We start from the raw sequence: 17,920 nt of genomic DNA on the forward strand, positions 1-17,920 counted from the left end.
TATGACAGTATATAACTTTTCATTTGGGTCAAACATGTCGTCAAGTCGTCTATTAGCTAGGCTGCCTGAAGCAAAGCGTGTCGGGACAGCGGTATTGAAAGGCTACGAACTGACGTTTGATATGGTGAGCACAGATGGCTCAGCTAAATGCAGTATTCGTCAAACCCACGAGCCTGAAGCGTTAGTTTATGGTGTGGTGTATCAGTTAAGTTTAGCTGAAAAAGCGATATTAGATGAAATTGAAGGTCCACGATACGATTGTGTTGATGTGTGTGTAGAACTGGTTGAAGGTGAGCAATTGACAGCGCATTGCTACATTGCAAATACATTAGACAGCGCGTTACTGCCATTCGACTGGTATCTTCAGCATGTTCATCGCGGCGCACTTGAAGCTGGCGTGCCAAATCATTACAGTGAAGCTATCCTATCGCGAGACAGTCGCGATGATCCAGATAAAACCCGAGCAGCGAAAGAGTTCGCTATTCATAACAATAAAAATCACCAAGGTACATTATGACATTCCGTAAATTAGCCGTAGCAGCTGCGCTGTTAACTAGCTGTGCATTTAACAGCTATGCCGATATCGACACGAAAAAAATAGAAAAAGTTATTGAAACCTCAATGGCACGTTTTGATGTACCGGGGATGGCTGTTGCGATTGTTGAAAATGACAAGGTAGTGCTAGCTAAAGGCTTTGGTATTGCGAACCTTGATACCGGTAAAAAAGTGAACAAAGACACGTTATTTGGTATCGCCTCTAATACAAAAGCATTCACGGCAGCCGCGTTAGCAAAACTGATTGATGAAGGTAAGTTAAATTGGGATGACAAGGTGATTGATCACCTACCTGAGTTTCGTTTATACGATTCGTACGTGACCCGAGAAATGACCATACGCGATTTATTAAGCCATCGCAGTGGCCTTGGTTTAGGCCAAGGCGATTTGATGATCTGGCCTGACACGGATAAATCGATTGATGAGATTATCGCAGGTCTAAAATATTTAAAACCGGCAAGTAGTTTTCGCAGTAAGTATGCGTATAACAATTTAATGTTTGTTACGGCAGGCGAAGTCGTTGCACGCGTCTCAGGCATGAGCTGGAATGATTATATCGAAAAAAACATACTACAACCCCTTGCGATGGAGAATTCACGAGCAGGTTTTTCACGTATTCCTAAAAGCAATAAAAACTGGGCAATAGGTCACATTCCGATGGATGGTCAGTTACACCCATTTTTCGTTAATTACTTAGAAGATTTTCGTGGTGCAGGTGCAATAGCATCCAGTGTAAACGATATGAGCCAGTGGCTACGTACACAACTTGCTCACGGAAAAATGCCTAACGGTGAGCAACTATTCACAGAAAAACAACAGCAGCAAATGTGGCATCCACACATTACCTCACTGGCATCAAAAAGTGCCTATGACATGTATCATCAGCAATTTAGAGGTTATGGCTTAGGGTGGAGTATTGAAGATTTTCATGGAATTAAAAAGCTAGGCCATGGTGGGGGGATTCTTGGCATGGTTTCGCAAGTAACGTTACTCCCAGAGAAAAACCTTGGGATTGTCATTTTAAGTAACCAGCAAGCATTCAGTGCATTATCAGCTGTGACTTACGAAGTATTGGAAGATGCCCTTGAACTTGACGATAAAGATTGGGTGGAAGAGTTAGCGAAAAAGCATTTTGAGAACAAAGAAAAGGCCTACGCGAACGCTACGCCAGAAACCCCCGCTGATTATCAACCTAAACTGCCTAATATTAATTACACAGGCACATTGCATGATAACTGGTATGGCGATGTAATAATTGAAGAATTAAATGGTCAACTACGTATTGATTTCACTCATACCAAACGTTTAAAAGGTCAGCTTGAGCATTACACGGGTAATACGTTTATTGTTAAATGGGATGAGAAGCTGCTTGAAGCAGATGCGTATATCGAGTTCCAAATGAACCCCGATAACCGTGTCAGTAGCGCAACAATGCGTGCCGTTTCGACCGAGGTCACTGACTTTAGCTTTGACTTTAGAAACCTCGATTTACAGGCTAAAAAGTAAACCAAAGTCGCAAAGCCGCCACATGGCGGCTTTGTTATAATCGGAGAAAATTGTTCAAGGAGCATGTTATGAGAACGGCTGTTATCTCACACCCAATGTGCCGTAAACACAAAATGATAGAAGATCATCCAGAGTGTCCAGCACGATTAGATATGATCACTGATCGCTTACTGGCAAGTGGTGTTGATATTGCGGTAACTCATTTACAAGCGCCTAAAGCCACCCGGAATGACTTCTTACGTGCTCACGATGAATCCCTTGTTCGGTATGTTGAGCAAACGATTCCAAGCTCTGGCCTTGCTGAACTAGATGGTGATACATGGTTATGTCCCGACTCGATGAAAGCCATTGAGCGAGCTGTAGGGGCGGGCATACTTGCGGTTGATGAAATTCTTGCTGATAACATTGATGCGGCATTTTGTTCTATAAGACCCCCTGGCCATCATGCTAACCGCACCACTTCTGCAGGGTTTTGTGTCTTTAATAATTTAGCAATTGCGGTTAAGTATGCCCAAAGTAAAGGGGTTCAACGCATTGCAATTGTTGATTTTGATGTCCACCATGGTAATGGTACGCAAGACATCTTTTTAGACGATGAAAATGTATTATTTTGTTCTTTGTTCCAACATCCTTTTTATCCGAATACGGCTGTTGAAAATAATCAAACTCTGGTTAATTCCCCCTTGCCAATTGCCAGTGATGGTAATGATTTAAAAGCTGTTTATCTTGAGCAATGGCTTCCTAAACTGACTGAATTTCAGCCTGAATTATTATTCATAAGTGCGGGATTTGATGCTCATTTAGAAGATGATATGGCAAGCTTAAAGTTTGTAGAAGATGACTATGCATGGCTAACATCTCAGCTCGCTGAGCTGTGTGAGCAACAACACTGCCGGGGAATTGTGTCTTTTTTAGAAGGGGGATACGCTCTTTCTGCATTAGGTCGCAGCGCCGTTGCTCATGTAAAAGCGCTGGTGGATGCGCCCTAAGACTCCAGCAGTGAAAATGCTTGTTGCGTGGTCAGTCTCGTCACTTTACTGAGACAACAAATACCTTCTTGAGTTAAATGTTGCGTTACGCGCTTTGCCAGATCTGTATCACTCAATGGGGCAAGTTGGTTATTATATAAGTCAAAGTGCTGGCCGTTTTTGGCTATTAAAATGATCTGATTTTTTTGATTTTCATCTAAATTAAATAAGAAACTCTCCAGATCACTCTCATCTTTTAAGTAGTCCAACTCCTGCTGTGCGCAGATGATCAAGGGAAATGATTGGTGCATTTATTGTCCTGCATCAAAGCTACATAGGTTGAAATGATTATAATTGCTAACTCCTTTCAAAACTAGGTAAGTTTGCTTATGAATCAACCAAGACGCCATCAAAAGGTCGGTGATGTTTTCTCGCAAAAGCTGGTATCGTGCCCTGCGCATACTCCGCTGGTTGATGCTGTGCGGTTGATGCATGTTCATAATGTAACGGCTATTTTTGTTAAACACGAACAATCAATTGTCGGTATTTGGACCGAAGCTGACTGCTTGCAGGTAGACATTACCAGCCCAGTTTTTAAAGATGTGGCGATTCACGAGGTGATGTCGGCGCCAGTTGTGTCTGTGCCAAGTCAGTGCTTGCTGAGTGATGCGACATTACGTTTTCAGCAGCATGGGATTCGTCACTTGTTGGTATTGGATAACGATAAGCAGCCTGCGGGAATGCTCAGCCTTTCTGATATAGTTCATAATCAAGGGCTTGATCATTATTTACAGTTTAGACCCATTCATGAGCAATACCGTACCGATTTAGAAATTGTGGACTCAGCGATGTCTATCGAAGGCGTGGTTGAGATTATGCGCGCGAAGCGCCTTGAAAGCGTTCTTGTTTATAATCAAGCGTTAGACATTCATGGCATTATTACGCAGCGTGATATTGTTGGGTTGATCATTCAAACTGAATGGCTCAATCCTTGTTGGCAGTATGCAAGTTATCCATTGATTGAAATTGATAGTGAAAGCAGCCTATTTGATGCGTACCGATTGATGTCTGATCGAAATGTACGTCATCTTGTTGTGAGAGATACCGATATTTGTGGCGTTATTTCATTTGCCGATTTGATTACTGAAATTGAATCGGCTTATTGCTGTGAATTAGAGCGTGCAATTGAACAACGCGACATTGCACTACAAAAGTCTCAGCGTAACTTATTCCTTGCTAATAAGATTATTGATGCTTCACTCGATGGCATTATGCTGACTCAAAGAGACGGCACGATTATTCAAGTAAACCCCGCGTTCACAAAGCTAACAGGTTTTGCTGAGCATGAAGTCATCGGCAAACGGCCGAGTATTTTAAGTTCTACAAAACACAGTCGTTCTTTTTATCAGAAAATGTGGCATGCCATTGAGTACGACGGAGTTTGGCAGGGAGAAATTTGTAACTGCAAAAAAGGGGGAGAAGAGTTTGTTGAGTGGTTGACCATCATTAAAATTAAAGACCCTAATGTTGATGAAATTCTTTACGCTGCTATTTTCAGTGATATCACGGAGCGTAAGCGCGCAGAAGAAAAGATTTCACAGCTTGCCTATTACGATGAATTGACCGGTCTGCCTAATCGACGCTTATTTAATGACCGGCTTTCAATTGCATTAAGTGCGGCTAAGCGAAACGATGATCTACTCGCTGTGATGTTTATTGATTTAGACCGCTTTAAAGAAGTCAATGACAGCTTAGGGCATGATGCTGGCGATAACTTATTAGCGCAAGTTGCAGATCGTATTTTATCTATTCTCCCCCAAGGAGACACTCTGGCGCGTTTAGGTGGCGATGAGTTTGTATTGCTGTGCGAAGTGAGCCGTGTTGAAACTTTATTGGGCTTCGCAGAGCAAGTATTACAACAAGTCAGTATGCCACTATTAATTAATGAACATGAGGTTGCGATTACTGCTTCAATCGGCGCGGCTGTTTACCCTGATGATGGCGTTGATAGTGCTACGTTGCTTAAACATGCCGACATAGCGATGTACCGTGCTAAAGAAGTCGGACGAAACTCATTTCAGCTCTTTAAGCCCGCGATGAATGCACGTTCTTTAGAGCGTTTAGCGATGATGAGTCGTTTACAAAATGCTATCGAAAGCGATGAATTCGAATTGTACTTTCAGCCTAAGCAGCATTTAAATAGCGGTAAAATATTAGGCGTTGAGGCATTATTACGCTGGCAAGAGCCGAGTTTAGGTGTGATATCGCCTGCCAAATTTATCCCTCTTGCAGAAGAGCTTGGTTTAATTGTTAAGCTTGATTTATGGGTGATCGAGCAAGCCTGTAAGGAATTAACCAAATGGCGGCAATATGATATTGAGGCAGGCCGTTTAGCGATTAATATTTCGGCCAATCATTTACGGCAGGGGTTGCTGGCATCTAATGTTGCGCGTTTACTTGAACAATATGATGTAGACCCCCGCAAGTTAGAAATTGAGCTAACAGAAAGCTGCTTTATTAGTCATTTTAGTGAAGCGAAGCAAGAGTTACTCGCACTAAAAAAACTCGGTGTGCATATTACGCTTGATGATTTTGGCACGGGGTATTCTGCGCTAAGTTATTTAACCAAGTTACCCATTGATACATTGAAAATTGATGCCAGTTTTATCGCCAAAGTGCCGGATGAATATGGCAATAGTGAGATTGTAACTGCAATAATTACGCTTGCAAAAAGTCTAAGTATTCATGTGGTTGCTGAAGGCGTGGAGAAAATAGAGCAGCTAAACTATTTGCAAATGCTTAACTGCGATACCATCCAAGGGTATTACTTTTGCCGCCCCATAGCGAAGCAGCAATGGTATGACTTTTATCTTGCTAAAGCCCAGAGTGCTTAACCCAGAGTGACTTCATAAGACGTAAATTTACGAATATTAATGACGCCAGTATCAAAAATGAGGTACTGACCTTTAATACCTTGAAGTACGCCAGATACCTCAGGGTTTTTATCAAAGTTAAAAGAGCTAACCTTTGTCGGATACTCGCTAACAGGGTAGTCTAGTTCAACAACGTCTTCGTTAAGTTTTTCAATGGCTGTTGCACCAAAAAGCGCTGCAAGTTCAGAGAGCTTAGGCTCTATTTGCGGAATAAGTTCTGCAGCAGCAGCTTTTAAATCGATGACTTCTGATTGGCCTTTTAACATGTTTCGCCAGTTCGTTTTATCGGCGATAAACTGTGCTAAAGCAACTTCAACAAGACCCGATTGAAGTCGAGTTTGCACTTTAAAGATAGGAAGTGCTTGGGTCGCGCCTTGGTCAATCCAACGAGTGGGGATTTGCGTGTGACGGGTAATACCGACTTTTAATCCAGAAGTGTTTGCTAAATAGACATAATGAGGGATCATGCAGTTTTCTTCCCCCCATTGTGGCTCGCGGCAAGTCCCTTTATCAAAGTGGCATGTTTCTGGTTTCATAATACACATATCACAGCTAGCGAGCTTACGCATGCATACAAAGCAGTGACCTTGCGAGTAACTTTTTTTGGTTTTCTTGCCGCAGTTGCTACAAAAAATATTGCCTGTAAAAGTCAGTGTCAGTGTTTTGCCAATGTAATCATTTAAAGAAACGAGTTCATCACCAATTGGCAGGTGGTATTGAACGGGTGCAGCGTGCGACGATTTTAATTTGCGAAGTGTGCCTTGCATCTTTACATAGCCCCTAAAGATGTAAAAAAGGCTAGTGTAACATGCTCTATTTAGAATGTGTGGCAATTAACGACAGGTACTTATCGAATGGAATCGCTTTGCTGTAATAAAAACCTTGTCCTTGGTCGGCGCCCATTTTAATTAATAACTGTTCTGTCGTTTGATCCTCAATGCCTTCAACGGTGATATTCATATCCAGGTTATGAGCCATATCAATGGCTGTTTTAACGATAACTTGGTGTGTCTCGTTGTTGGTAAGGTCGAGAATAAATGACTTATCAACTTTAATGGTACTAAATGAATAATTAACTAAATAATTCAATGAAGAGTAGCCTGTACCAAAGTCATCAAGAATCACTTGGCTTCCTAATTTATTTAATTCATTTACGAAACGCACCATATCAGTGTGATTTTTTATCAGTGCAAATTCAGTTAACTCAAATTTTAACTGCGCAGCAGAAACCCCGTGCTTTAAGATACTGTTTTCGATTTTTTCGATTAATTTAGGAATGGCTAAATTTTTAGCACTTAAATTCACACTAATCGTGTGATCGTAATAGCCTTGTTGATTCAGTTTTGCCACTGTCTGACATGCTTTTTCGATAACCCATAAGCTTAGCTCGTTGATAAGGCCTGTGCGTTCAGCAAGTAAAATTAGTTGCTCAATATCAAGGTGCTTATCGGCTGATGGCCAGCGCAATAGCGCCTCAGCACCCACGATAGTTCCGGTGCGTAAATTGACAATGGGTTGCAAGTAAATGGCGAGAGAGTTGCTGCGAATCGCGTGTTGTAATGACACCGCTAAACTTAAATCCATGTCGATATGTGGGGCGGTTGTATCTGTATTTTGGTGCTTTTGTGACAGCCCTAAATAGCCGCGTTGTAACCAAGAGTCAAAACCATCATTTTCCACAGGTTCTGTAATACTGAAGCGGTAATAAAGCTGTAAATCTAGCCCTGATATTTGATACTGCTTTGGCAGTTGTTTGCAAAGCGTATTGAGTTCTTCGTTGAGCTCGTCTTGCGGTTGAATTTTGGTTGAAACAAAAGCCAGTATGCCGTTGCCTAAATCGGCTACCTTTGGGGCGGTATCCAGTGAGGATTCTAAGCTTATAAACTGTCTTTGTTTGCTAAGTTGGTGCTCTAAAGATTTAGCAACTGTGGTAATGATATGACTGCTTTGGGTCGGATTTAAAATGCTCATTAAGGCATTAAACTGCTCGATTTTTAACAAGCATAAGTTGGCGTTTCTATGCTCATTTATCATTCTCATGTAGGCTTGCTTTAACATGGCCTGATTAAGTAATTTTGTTTGCTGCGAATGAGTCGCATGATACAGCGCTTTCTCTCGTTGGTACCGTACACGGTCGGCCAAAGCCATTGCCATTAATACGATCTCGCATAAAATCGCAATTAAAAATAGGTGGCGAGTTGCAAAACTGTAAGGGATAAAACCCGTTAATTCGAGTGGTTGCACAGCAGCACCTATTATTAACGGGACCCATGACATCACATAAAACTTTGCCCAACGAAAGCCACTCACAAGCTTTTTGTAAATCATGCAAATACATAAAATATACAGCGGCACCATTAAGGCAAAGAAAATCTTTGACGAATGGTACTCCAACATAAAGAAGCTAATTAAGCTAAAACTGAACAGTAAGGCTAAAAAGCTAATGCTGAGTTTGTAGAGAAGACAGTTGTCTTTGTGGTAACGCAAAAACATGGTGCAAAATGCGACCGTGAAAAAGGCAATGGCATAGTTACTAAAAACGACGTGTTCATTAAAAAATAGTTGCCATGAAAGAGGCCATAAATAAAAACCAAAACCCAGTACTGAGCCCATAAGTAATAAGGCTGAAATGATATAACCAATGTAAATTAGGTAAACACGGTCACGAATACCAAAAAATAACACTAAGTTATAAAGGGCCGCCATGATAAGCACGCCAATAAATATCCCCCAAATCCCCACTTGTGAGCGAATAAGGTGTTGAAATTCGTTTTTACCATAAATTTTGATGGGGGTTTTGCTGATACCAACCGTATCAATTTTTACAACCAGAGTTGTTTGTTCGTTAGCCTGTAATGTGAGTAACGCATGAGGCGTACTGTACTGAAATAAGTTAAGCCCAGTAACTTTATCGCCTAATCTCGTTTTTTTGATCAGCTTTTGATCAGCATCCAATTCAAACAGGGTTAAATAGTCAACCATGGGATTGTCGAAGTGGATAAATAAATCAATTGCTTTCGATTGTCTATTTTCCAGGTCTAGCTTGAGCCAGTAATCTTTTGCCGCTAAATCCCATTCTATGTACTCGAAGGGTTGCTCAATTAATTTCTTTGGCTCAGAAAGGAGCTCTTTAAGGGTTAATGATTCAGTGTCGTCAATACGGTAAGCTGTGTGGGTGTATACAGGCGCTGTTTTATCAATAGTATAACGAGTAGGGCTTGCAAGATGAGTCGACAAAGTCGTGATGATAAAAAACAAAGTTGCAAGAATAAAAAATGAAACAAAATGATATTTCAGCGTTTTATTATTCAAAATGGGTTCTTTAACAAATTAATACTTTACTACAGTGTAGCATTAAAAAAGCGCAGTTAAACTGCGCTTTTTTCACAAGGGTACAGGTTCGACCTTAATGCTGTTCACGTGCAATAGCACGGTAAGCGATGTCGGTGCGATACTCCATACCATCCCAGCTGATTTGCTCAACTAGCTTATACGCGCGTTGCTGTGCTTCGGTTACCGTATTACCTAGTGCGGTTGCACATAATACGCGACCACCCGCGGTTACAACCGCATCACCATCTTGCTTAGTGCCAGCATGGAATACCTTTTCGCCTTCAGGGTAATTAACAAGTAAACCGTTAATTGCATCACCTTTCGGGTAATCACCAGGATAACCTTTCGCTGCAAGAACAACACCCACTGCTGCACGCGGATCAAATTCAATGCTTGTTTTATCTAATTCTTCACGGTTAGCCGCTTCAATTAATTCAACAAGATCTGATTTCAAACGCAGCATCATTGGTTGTGTTTCAGGATCACCAAAACGACAGTTATACTCGATCACTTTTGGTGTACCGTCTGCAGTGATCATTAAACCTGCGTACAAGAAACCAGTGTAAGGGTGGCCTTCTTGCGCCATACCTTCAACCGTAGGGTTGATCACTTCATTCATAACACGTTGGTGAATTTCATCTGTAACAACGGGGGCAGGTGAGTATGCACCCATACCGCCAGTGTTTGGACCTTTATCGCCATTGTAAGCACGTTTGTGGTCTTGGCTTGTGGCGAATGGCAATACGTTTTTACCATCAACCATGACGATGAAAGACGCTTCTTCACCTTCTAAGAACTCTTCGATAACCACACGGCTACCCGCTTCACCAAAGCTATTACCTGCAAGCATGTCGCGGATAGCTTCTTCAGCTTCGCTCTCAGTCATTGCAACAATAACGCCTTTACCTGCCGCTAAGCCGTCTGCTTTAACAACAATTGGAGCGCCTTTTTCTTTTAAATAAGCAAGAGCAGGGTCGATTTGTTCAAATGTTTGATAATCAGCTGTTGGAATATTGTGTCGTGCTAAAAAGTCTTTCGTGAATGACTTTGAGCCTTCCAGTTGTGCCGCACCAGCTGTAGGGCCGAAGATAGCAAGACCGTGTTCACGGAATGTATCAACAACACCCAGTACCAATGGCACTTCAGGACCTACAATGGTGAGCTCTACAGCGTTTTCTTTTGCAAACGTAACAAGACCTTCAAGGTCTTCAACATTGATTGCAACGTTTTCAAGTTTTGGCTCTAGTGCCGTACCAGCATTACCTGGCGCAACGAATACCGTGTTTACTTTACTATTTTGAGCAGCCTTAAACGCAAGTGCGTGTTCGCGGCCGCCACTGCCGATGACAAGTACATTCATGGCGAAATAATCCTATTTAAAGCGGTTTTTTAAACTTCAGCGTCATGCGGTCACTTTCACCAATCACTTTATATTTTGCAGCGTCTTGTTCGTCAAGCGCTAAGCGTGGTGGCAATGTCCATACCCCTTTAGGGTGATCTGCTGTGTCGAGTGGGTTTGCATTAATGTCACTAGTTGCTACCAGTTCAAAGCCTGCTTGTTTTGCAATATCAATCACATAGCTTTGTTTCATATAACCTGAAGATTTCTGATCGTCATCACTACGAGATTCAGGAAGGCGATGTTCAACAACGCCTAGTGTGCCACCAGGTTTAAGTGCTTTATAAAATGCTTTAAATGCACTTAAGGTGCCTTCTTTCTCTTTACCCATGTACCAGTTGTGTACATTTCTAAATGTGAGTACTAAGTCAGCACTGCCGGCTGGGGCAATATCAAGGTGAGTAATGGGAGCAAATTCAGTGAGTTTTACTTCACTAAAACGTGCATCATCGCTCATCTTTTTCTTAAAACCCGCTAATGAACGTTGATAATAACCGACTTCTGAATCAGCTGGGAAATGTGCCGCGTAATAGACGCCATGACCTTTTACAGCCGGCGCTAAGATTTCGCTGTACCAACCACCACCAGGGGCAATTTCTACCACTGTCATTGTCGGTTTGAAACCAAAGAATTCAAGGGTTTCAATAGGGTGGCGATATGTATCGCGCGCGCTGTTTTTAGCGTCACGTTCACTTGATTGTACAGCACTTGTAAGCGCTGATTCATGGCTGTGACTGAGTGCGTGTGCAGATGCAAGTGCTAGGCTTGCAACAAGTAGCGATTTTACGGCAAATTTCATCATCTATTCCTTCATTTTTAGGGTTATTAATAATCAGAATACGTGAATTAGTAGCAAACAAAAAGGGTTAAACAATTTGCTTAACCCTTTATGTAATTAGTGGCGGAAATGGCGCATACCAGTAAATACCATTGCCATACCCGCTTCATCAGCTGCCGCGATAACTTCTTCATCGCGCATTGAACCACCAGGTTGAATAACCGCTGTGATACCAGCGTCGCGAGCTGCATCAATACCGTCACGGAATGGGAAGAATGCATCAGATGCCATTACAGAGCCTTTTACTTCAAGGTTTTCATCAGCTGCTTTAATTCCTGCAATTTTCGCTGAGTAAACACGGCTCATTTGGCCGGCGCCTACACCAATAGTCATACCGTCACGAGCGTAAACAATTGCGTTTGACTTAACGAATTTTGCAACCTTCCAGCAGAATAATAAGTCTTTTAATTCTTGCTCAGTAGGCTGACGCTTAGTAACAACTTTAAGGTCACCTTCGGTTACCATACCTAAATCACGGTCTTGAACTAAGATACCACCATTAACACGTTTGATATCGTGACCTGTTGTCTTGGCAGACCATTCACCGCATTCTAATAAACGTACGTTTTGTTTAGCTGAAACGATCTGTGCTGCAGCTTCTGATACTTTAGGAGCAATGATAACTTCTACGAACTGACGAGAAACAATCGCTTCGGCTGTGTCTGCATCTAGCTCTTTATTAAAAGCAATAATGCCACCAAATGCTGATGTAGGGTCAGTTTTGAATGCACGGTCGTAAGCTTCAAGAATATTTTCACCGATAGACACACCACATGGGTTCGCATGTTTTACGATAACACAGGCGGGTACGTCGAATTCTTTAACACACTCTAATGCAGCATCCGTATCTGCGATGTTATTGAATGATAATGCTTTGCCTTGAAGTTGTACTGCAGTTGCAACAGATGCCTCTGCAACGTCATTTTCAACATAGAAAGCAGCATCTTGGTGTGAATTTTCACCGTAGCGCATGTCTTGCTTTTTAGTGAATTGCATGTTGATTGTACGAGGGAATTTAGTTTCTTCAGCAGCTTCCTCTGTATAATCAGGAACCATTTTGCCGAAGTAGTTTGCAATCATACCATCGTATTGTGCTGTGTGCTCATACGCAGCAATCGCTAGGTCAAAACGTGTTTTATACGTTGTTGAGCCATTGTTGCTTTGCATTTCGCTGATTACACGGTCATAGTCTTTCGCATTAACAACGATAGTCACGTCTTTGTGGTTTTTCGCTGCAGCACGCACCATTGTTGGACCGCCGATATCAATGTTTTCAATTGCATCTTCAAGGCTGCAGTCTTCTTTCGCAACTGTATTTGCGAAGGGGTATAAGTTAACTACAACGATATCGATAGCAGAGATATTGTTCTCGCTCATTACATCTTCATCTTGGCCGCGACGCGCAAGAATGCCGCCATGAATTTTTGGATGAAGTGTTTTTACGCGACCATCCATGATCTCAGGGTGACCAGTATGGTCAGATACTTCAGTGACTTTAATGCCATTATCAGCAAGTAATTTGCAAGTACCGCCTGTTGATAAAATATCTACGCCTTGAGCTTCAAGAGCGCGAGCAAATTCAACGATACCGGTTTTATCTGACACACTTAATAGTGCGCGACGAATTGGACGATGTGTATCCATTGTAGTTTTGATTACCTCAATGTTTGAGCTAGCTTAGAAAGGCGGTATTTTAACTGAATATTGCTGAGAAAACGATGTTTTAAGCGTGAGGAATTTGCATAGTTTTTAACGGTTATAAAAAAAGCACCCTAAGGTGCTTTTTATTCAAAACTTTTATATCAGCTCTTTAAAAACTTATATACCAGTTCTTAAAAAACTTCTATACCAGTTGTATTGGATTAGTAAGCAATTATAACGACAGAGAAATAAGTCAATAACAAGGCAAAAATTTTGCAGTGTAGTTATTCTACATAAGAAATTTTTAACGCAGTTAGGGACTTATTTAGCTCGTTAGAATGATTACGGTTTCAATACAACTGGTATCAGTTCATGCCATATTTTTTAAGCTTCTTACGTAAAGTACCACGGTTGATACCTAGTAAGATTGCTGCACGAGTTTGGTTACCACGCGTGTACGTCATTACTTCTTCAAGTAATGGTGCTTCTAGCTCAGAAAGAACAAGGTCGTATACGTCTTGTACGTCTTGACCATTAAGTTGCTTCAAGTAGTGATGAACCGCTTTTTTCACTGCATCACGCAACGGCTGTGGTTTCTCGTGTGACTGTACATGAGGGTTTGTGATAAATGGAGAAGTCACGTTTTGTTCGAACATCGTTATATGTCTCTTTCTTTCTTAGTTAGCTGCTAGTGTTTTAAAGTATTGCTCTAATGCGTCGACTTGTGCCTGTGGGTTATCTAACGCATTAAATACTCGCCTAAACTGACCGTCACTGTCATGGGTTTGCAAATACCAAGATACATGCTTACGAGCGATACGCGCTCCCATTGGCTCACCGTAAAACTGATGAAGGTTTGCTAAGTGCTCCATCAAAATGCTACGCACCTCTGCAATTTCAGGTGCTGGCAAATGTTCTCCAGTTCGCAAATAGTGGTCTATCTCCCTAAATATCCAAGGGCGACCTTGGGCGGCTCGACCAATCATAATGGCATCTGCACCCGTATAATCCAAAACCTGTTTTGCTTTTTCTGGTGATGTAATATCACCATTGGCAACGACAGGGATCGACACTGAACGTTTAATATCCCTAATCGTGGCGTACTCTGCTTCACCTTTGTACATACATGCGCGCGTACGCCCATGTACAGCCAAAGAAGCAATGCCATAACGTTCAGCTATTTTCGCAATCTCGACACCATTACGGTTATCCTGATCCCATCCAGTACGGATTTTTAAGGTGACAGGGACATCGACAGCATTAACAACTGCATCGAGTATCTCTTCCACTAATTCAGGAAACTGTAATAAGGCTGAGCCTGCGAGTTTCTTATTCACTTTTTTAGCTGGGCACCCCATATTAATATCTATGATCTGTGCACCGTTGCTAACATTGAATTGTGCAGCCTGTGCCATAAGCTCAGGATCGGCTCCGGCAATCTGCACCGAGCGAATACCCGATTCACCGCTGTGATCCATACGGTTCATCGACTTTTCGGTTTTCCACACTTTTGGGTTTGACGAGAGCATTTCAGATACCGCAAGCCCCGCACCTAAGCGACGGCAAAGTTGTCTAAATGGTCTGTCTGTAATGCCTGCCATTGGCGCGACAATTACGTTGTTCTCAAGTTGGTATGAACCGATACGCACTGTTATTCAATAGGCCTCTTTTCAAGGGGCGCTAAGTTTACGGCTTTTTTTGCAAAAATCAAAGGCTATAAATTGAACAAAAGTGACTTTTTTTTGCCTATTTTGTATTGACTTTTGATAACAGTTTGACGGGCGGGTTGATTTGTTTGTTATTTAACCAGAAAAAAATTCGCGTGAAAATAGATAACAAATTGAAGAGTGTAAAAATAAGGTAAAGCCTGTTAAATACTGGCTTTACCTATTAAATGTTCAGATGTGTATTATGACTTTTTGGTACCACTAACACGTGTCCATTCACCTTCAACAGCAATCTCGTCAAGTGCTAAAAACGGTGCGTAAACATCGGCAACAGATTGTGCTTGTTCCTCTAAAATACCCGACATAGCAATTTTACCGTTGGGCTTTAATAGTCCCAAAATGACTTCATGAAGCTCTTTAAGAGGTTGTGCTAAGATATTCGCAACAACCACATCAGCACTAAAATCAGGTTGATCTTCAGGTAAATACACTTCGAGCTTGTCTGCAACACCATTGCGCTCAGCATTATCGCGACTGGCCTCAATTGCTTGAGGATCAATATCGATGCCGATCATACGTTCAGCACCTAATTTGATCGCTGCAATTCCTAAAATACCTGAGCCACACCCGAAGTCGACGACCGTTTTTCCGGTTAAATCTTGGCTTTCTAGCCACTTTAAGCATAGCGCTGTCGTTGCATGTGTGCCCGTGCCAAAAGCAAGACCAGGATCAAGCAATACATTGACAGCATCCGGTTCTGGAATATCACGCCAGCTTGGACAAATCCATAAGCGCTCACCGAACTTAATCGGGTGGAAGTTATCCATCCACTCACGTTCCCAGTCTTTGTCTTCAAGTTGCTCAATTTTGTATACGAGTTTGTCAGCGAGCGTCGGTTCAGCCTTAAGTACGGCTACGACGCTGTCCATATCATGATTAGCATCGTATAAACCAATCACCGTGGTATCAGCCCACAGTTGTACTGTACCAAGTTTTGGTTCATAAATAGGAGTGTCTTTCGCATCAACATAAGTAACCGATGCGCTGCCAGTGTCCATAAGTAAGTCGCTGATCATCTCGGCATTATCAGCGTTTGCATTTATGCGAATTTGGATCCAAGCCATGGTCGTCTCTCAAATAGAAAAAAGGCCGCAACAGCGGCCTTTTAGTTAATATATTAATAATGCTATTTATTTAGCATCTAAGAAGCTTTTTAGTAAGTCTGAGCGAGAAGGGTGACGTAATTTACGTAACGCTTTCGCTTCAATTTGACGAATACGTTCACGTGTTACGTCAAATTGTTTACCTACTTCTTCTAAAGTATGGTCGGTGTTCATGTCGATACCGAAACGCATACGCAGTACTTTAGCTTCACGTGCTGTTAGACCTGCTAATACGTCATTGGTTGCGCCTCGAAGAGATTCCATTGTTGCAGAATCAATTGGCGAATCAATGGTTGTATCTTCAATGAAGTCACCTAAGTGCGAATCTTCATCATCACCGATAGGAGTTTCCATCGAAATTGGCTCTTTAGCGATTTTAAGTACCTTACGAATTTTATCTTCAGGCATTAACATGCGCTCAGCTAACTCTTCTGGGCTCGGCTCACGGCCCATCTCTTGTAACATTTGACGAGAGATACGATTTAACTTGTTGATCGTCTCAATCATGTGCACAGGAATACGGATGGTACGCGCTTGGTCAGCAATTGAACGCGTAATTGCTTGACGGATCCACCATGTTGCATAAGTAGAGAACTTATAACCACGGCGATATTCGAACTTATCAACCGCTTTCATTAGACCAATGTTACCCTCTTGGATAAGGTCTAAGAATTGTAAACCACGGTTGGTGTATTTTTTAGCAATTGAAATTACAAGACGTAAGTTGGCTTCAACCATTTCTTTCTTTGCACGGCGCGCTTTAGCTTCACCAATGCTCATACGACGGTTGATATCTTTAATACGCTCAATGCTTAAGCCTGTGCTTTCTTCAATTGCAGATAACTTGCTAATACAACGAATTATTTCTGGTTTTACTTCTTCAAGTGCTACTGAGTACTTCTCGTTTGCAGCAATTTCAAGATCAATCCAAGCAGTGTCTGTTTCGTTGTTAGCGAAGTGCTTCACAAAGTTTTTCTTTGGTAGCTTCGCAATTTGTACAGCTTGCTTCATGATAAGACGTTCTTGTACACGAACGCGATCCATCATTTCACGCATGTTGTTTACCATGCGATCAAACTGTTTAGGAACTAGTTTAAATGTTTTAAACAGTTCACCGATTTCAAAAATAGCAGCTTGTGAATCAGGGTGTGAGCGGCCTTTTGCTTCGAATGTATCGCGTGCTTTATTGTAAAGCTCACGCAAATGTTCGAAGTGGACACGTGCTTCTTCAGGATCTGGACCTGTGTCACCATCTGCATCATCATCGCTGTCATCATCGTCGTCGTCGTCGTCATCGTCGTCTTCGTCGTCGAGCTGCTCTTCATTTAGATCTGAACCGATGTGAGTCGCAGAAATTTGTGATTCGTCTTCATTATTAGGATCAAAGAAACCAGAAATAATGTCGCTTAAGCGCATTTCTTCTGCTTCAAACTTGTCCCATTGCTCGAGTAGATATGTAATTGCTTCAGGGTATTCAGCAACAGAAATCTGAACTTGGTTGATACCTTCTTCAATACGCTTGGCGATAACAATTTCGCCTTCACGTGTAAGTAGCTCAACAGTACCCATTTCGCGCATGTACATACGCACAGGGTCAGTCGTTCGACCGATCTCTTTTTCTACAGTCGCAAGTGCAGCGGCCGCGGCTTCTGCTGCGTCTTCGTCTGTCGTTGTTTCTTGCATCATTAATTCATCGGCATCAGGCGCGTTTTCACTTACCTTGATACCCATATCATTAATCATGCTAATGATATCTTCTACCTGATCTGAGTCGATAATGTCTTGTGGAAGGTGATCATTAACTTCTGCAAAAGTTAAATAACCTTGCTCTTTACCTTTTTGAATCAGAAGCTTTAATTGTGACTGAGGAGTTGGATCCATAGAGATTTTTTCTTCCACTCTGAAAGTTGATACAAC

Annotated in this window: 14 protein-coding genes; 4 read left to right on the top strand and 10 right to left on the bottom strand. The window is 41.9% G+C overall.

Annotation, left to right across the window (positions count from 1 at the left end; all coding sequences use genetic code 11):
- The first annotated feature begins 1 nt into the window (after window position 1).
- The 3 genes from IT970_RS02725 to IT970_RS02735 all read left to right on the top strand — a co-directional run bounded on the left by IT970_RS02725 (window position 2) and on the right by IT970_RS02735 (window position 3,050).
- Window positions 2-517, top strand: a complete 516-nt coding sequence (locus IT970_RS02725; protein WP_036971050.1) for a gamma-glutamylcyclotransferase family protein — start codon at window positions 2-4, stop codon at window positions 515-517.
- Window positions 514-2,061, top strand: coding sequence for a serine hydrolase (locus IT970_RS02730; RefSeq protein ID WP_065978128.1), 1,548 nt, complete (start codon window positions 514-516; stop codon window positions 2,059-2,061). Before IT970_RS02725 ends, IT970_RS02730 begins: the two co-directional genes overlap by 4 nt.
- A 68-nt stretch (window positions 2,062-2,129) precedes the next feature.
- Window positions 2,130-3,050: a histone deacetylase family protein gene (locus IT970_RS02735; protein ID WP_196857583.1), complete on the top strand. Its 921-nt coding sequence runs from the start codon at window positions 2,130-2,132 to the stop codon at window positions 3,048-3,050.
- Here the strand turns inward: IT970_RS02735 and IT970_RS02740 are convergent.
- Entirely contained in the window at window positions 3,047-3,340 is a 294-nt protein-coding gene (locus IT970_RS02740; RefSeq protein ID WP_196857584.1) for a DUF4144 family protein, read from the bottom strand. The genes IT970_RS02735 and IT970_RS02740 overlap by 4 nt on opposite strands.
- A 78-nt stretch (window positions 3,341-3,418) precedes the next feature.
- Here IT970_RS02740 and IT970_RS02745 point away from each other — a divergent pair, with 78 nt between their 5' ends.
- Window positions 3,419-5,923: an EAL domain-containing protein gene (locus IT970_RS02745; RefSeq protein WP_196857585.1), complete on the top strand. Its 2,505-nt coding sequence runs from the start codon at window positions 3,419-3,421 to the stop codon at window positions 5,921-5,923.
- Here the strand turns inward: IT970_RS02745 and IT970_RS02750 are convergent.
- From IT970_RS02750 to rpoD, 9 genes are all read right to left on the bottom strand, one after another.
- Window positions 5,920-6,729 carry a DUF2797 domain-containing protein gene (locus tag IT970_RS02750; protein WP_036971040.1) on the bottom strand — a complete coding sequence of 270 codons (810 nt, stop codon included), beginning with the start codon at window positions 6,727-6,729 and terminating at the stop codon, window positions 5,920-5,922. The genes IT970_RS02745 and IT970_RS02750 overlap by 4 nt on opposite strands.
- Window positions 6,730-6,775: 46 nt before the next feature.
- The gene (locus tag IT970_RS02755) at window positions 6,776-9,274 is read right to left on the bottom strand and encodes an EAL domain-containing protein (RefSeq protein WP_196857586.1); all 2,499 of its coding nucleotides are present in this window, start codon (window positions 9,272-9,274) and stop codon (window positions 6,776-6,778) included.
- 94 nt (window positions 9,275-9,368) lie between these two features.
- On the bottom strand, window positions 9,369-10,655 hold the full coding sequence (gene purD, locus IT970_RS02760) for a phosphoribosylamine--glycine ligase (RefSeq protein ID WP_036971033.1): 1,287 nt from the start codon (window positions 10,653-10,655) through the stop codon (window positions 9,369-9,371).
- A 16-nt stretch (window positions 10,656-10,671) separates the two neighbouring features.
- Window positions 10,672-11,493, bottom strand: a complete 822-nt coding sequence (locus IT970_RS02765) for a class I SAM-dependent methyltransferase (RefSeq protein ID WP_196857773.1) — start codon at window positions 11,491-11,493, stop codon at window positions 10,672-10,674.
- 96 nt (window positions 11,494-11,589) lie between these two features.
- Window positions 11,590-13,176 (bottom strand): bifunctional phosphoribosylaminoimidazolecarboxamide formyltransferase/IMP cyclohydrolase, encoded by a 1,587-nt coding sequence (gene purH, locus IT970_RS02770; protein ID WP_036971028.1) that lies wholly within the window; start codon window positions 13,174-13,176, stop codon window positions 11,590-11,592.
- Window positions 13,177-13,538: 362 nt separating this feature from the next.
- Window positions 13,539-13,829, bottom strand: a complete 291-nt coding sequence (fis, locus tag IT970_RS02775) for a DNA-binding transcriptional regulator Fis (RefSeq protein WP_002957804.1) — start codon at window positions 13,827-13,829, stop codon at window positions 13,539-13,541.
- Between the two features lie 21 nt (window positions 13,830-13,850).
- Entirely contained in the window at window positions 13,851-14,822 is a 972-nt protein-coding gene (gene dusB / locus IT970_RS02780; RefSeq protein WP_036971025.1) for a tRNA dihydrouridine synthase DusB, read from the bottom strand.
- 260 nt (window positions 14,823-15,082) lie between these two features.
- Entirely contained in the window at window positions 15,083-15,964 is an 882-nt protein-coding gene (gene prmA, locus IT970_RS02785; protein ID WP_036971022.1) for a 50S ribosomal protein L11 methyltransferase, read from the bottom strand.
- A 66-nt stretch (window positions 15,965-16,030) separates the two neighbouring features.
- Window positions 16,031-17,884: an RNA polymerase sigma factor RpoD gene (rpoD, locus tag IT970_RS02790; protein WP_036971019.1), complete on the bottom strand. Its 1,854-nt coding sequence runs from the start codon at window positions 17,882-17,884 to the stop codon at window positions 16,031-16,033.
- Window positions 17,885-17,920: the final 36 nt, after the last annotated feature.

The sequence above is a fragment of the Pseudoalteromonas sp. A41-2 genome (assembly GCF_015767615.1).
In the GTDB taxonomy this organism is placed as follows: Bacteria; Pseudomonadota; Gammaproteobacteria; order Enterobacterales; family Alteromonadaceae; genus Pseudoalteromonas; species Pseudoalteromonas lipolytica.